This window comes from Streptomyces sp. NPDC059900 (assembly GCF_050270335.1).
In the GTDB taxonomy this organism is placed as follows: Bacteria; Actinomycetota; Actinomycetes; order Streptomycetales; family Streptomycetaceae; genus Streptomyces.
Genome location: NZ_JBNNJZ010000971.1, coordinates 1 through 1,915 on the forward strand (window position 1 = coordinate 1; position 1,915 = coordinate 1,915).

General features: G+C 72.1%; 2 protein-coding genes. Both read left to right on the forward strand.

The window, feature by feature from the left end:
* Window positions 1-538 (forward strand): class I SAM-dependent methyltransferase (locus ACQKIP_RS46300; RefSeq protein WP_427745750.1); only part of this gene is annotated, 538 nt, incomplete at its 5' end.
* Window positions 539-689: 151 nt separating this feature from the next.
* Entirely contained in the window at window positions 690-1,796 is a 1,107-nt protein-coding gene (locus tag ACQKIP_RS46305) for a FecCD family ABC transporter permease (RefSeq protein ID WP_427745751.1), read from the forward strand.
* Window positions 1,797-1,915 lie beyond the last annotated feature (119 nt).

A 1,915-nucleotide genomic window follows, 5' to 3' on the forward strand; every position in this document is an offset into this window, starting at 1 on the left:
GCTGAAGCGGGCGCAGGCCGTGTGCGAGGACGCCGCCGTCGACGTCCGCCTGATCCGGGCGGACATGCTCACCCACGTCGAGCCGGAGTCGTACGACGTGGTCCTCAACGTCTTCACCTCCTTCGGCTACTTCGACGACCCGCGGGACAACGCCCGGGTGCTGCGCAACGCCCATGAATCGCTGGCACCCGGCGGGCAGCTGCTCATCGACGTGATGGGCAAAGAGGTGCTCGCGGGCTGGATCGGCCGCCCCCAGATCGTCGAACTCGACGGCGCCTACGTGGTGCAGCGCGACACCGTCCTGGACAGCTGGACGCGGCTGCGCACCGACTGGACGCTCGTGCGCGACGGCATCGCGCGCGACGCCTCGATCACCTCCTTCCTCTACAGCGCGGCCGAGCTGCGCGGCCTGTTCGAAGACGCCGGGTTCGCGGAGGTCGAGTGCTTCGGCGGCTTTGACGGCGAGCCCTACGACCACCACTCGAAGCGCCTGATCGTGCGGGGGACCAAGCCGGGCGGTGACCGGGGCAGTTCGTGAAGCGCCTCGCACACCGCCTCGCACACCGACTTGTGCACCGACTTGTGCACCGGCGGGAACTCGGCGGTGACCTCCGCCGACTACTGGACCGTGCCGCGCCGTGCAGGGGCGGCCGTACCCACGCGAACTGCTCGACGGGCGAAGGGATTTCATGACCGAGGCCACAACAAGGGCCGCCTCCCTTCCCGGGGCGGACCCGCGCGAGCCGACCGCGGGCAAGGCGGGCCGCGGCCGACTCGTGATCACGCTGGCGGTGCTTTCCGTGGCCCTGGTGCTCTCCGTGCTGGCCGGGGTCGCGCTCGGCCCGACCGTCGTGCCGCCGGGAGACGTCGTCCGTTTCCTGAGCGCCGCCCTCACCGGAGGCAGCATCGGCGCGGACGAGGTCAGCGGGTACTCCATCGTCTGGCACGTGCGCACCCCGCGGGTGCTGCTTGCCGCCGTGGTCGGGGCGGGGCTCGCGGTCGTGGGCGTGGCCATCCAGGCGCTGGTGCGCAACGCCCTCGCGGACCCGTTCGTGCTCGGCATCTCCTCCGGCGCGTCCGTCGGGGCCACCGCAGTCGTGGTGTTCGGGGTCTTCGCCGGTCTGGGCGTCTACGCCCTGTCCGCCGCCGCGTTCCTGGGCGCGCTCGGGGCCACCGTGCTCGTGTATCTGGCGGCGCGCGGGCCGCTCGGCCTGACGCCGCTCCGGCTCGTGCTCACCGGGGTCGCGCTGGCGTACGGGTTCCAGGCCCTGATGAGCGTGCTCGTCTTCCTCTCCCCGAACGGCCAGGCCGCGCGCACGGTGCTCTTCTGGCTGCTCGGCAGCCTCGGCTCGGCGTCCTGGGAGTCGCTGCCGCTGGCCGCCGGAGCCGTCCTGGTCACGGTCGTGGTGCTGCTGCGCCAGAGCCGGTCCCTGGACGTCCTTTCGCTGGGGGACGAGACCGCGGCCAGCCTGGGCGTGGACGCACAGGCCCTGCGGCGAGGCCTCTTCCTGCTCACGGCGGCCGTCACCGGCCTGATCGTCGCGGTGAGCGGCGCGATCGGCTTCGTCGGGCTGGTCCTGCCGCACGTCGTACGCATCCTCGTCGGCTCGACGCACCGCCGGGTCCTTGCCGTCGCACCGCTCGCCGGAGCCTGCTTCCTGGTCTGGGTCGACCTGGTCGCCCGTACCGCCTTCGCCCCCGAGGAACTGCCGCTCGGGGTGATCACCGCGCTGATCGGCGTACCGGTGTTCGTCGTGCTGATGCGCCGCCGCGGCTACCTGTTCGGAGGGCGCTAGTTGACTCCTCCCCCAGCTGAAGCAGGGGATTCCTAGCTCACGTCGCCTGGCCCCCGGCGGGGGTGCAGGTCTTGCACGATCAGCGCTAGCCGGGTGCGAGACCAGCCCGGACGAGCATC

Bases quoted from the DNA above. Each gene is read 5' to 3' on its own strand.
- ACQKIP_RS46305 (WP_427745751.1), top strand. From the start codon at position 690: ATGACCGAGGCCACAACAAGGGCCGCCTCCCTTCCCGGGGCGGACCCG.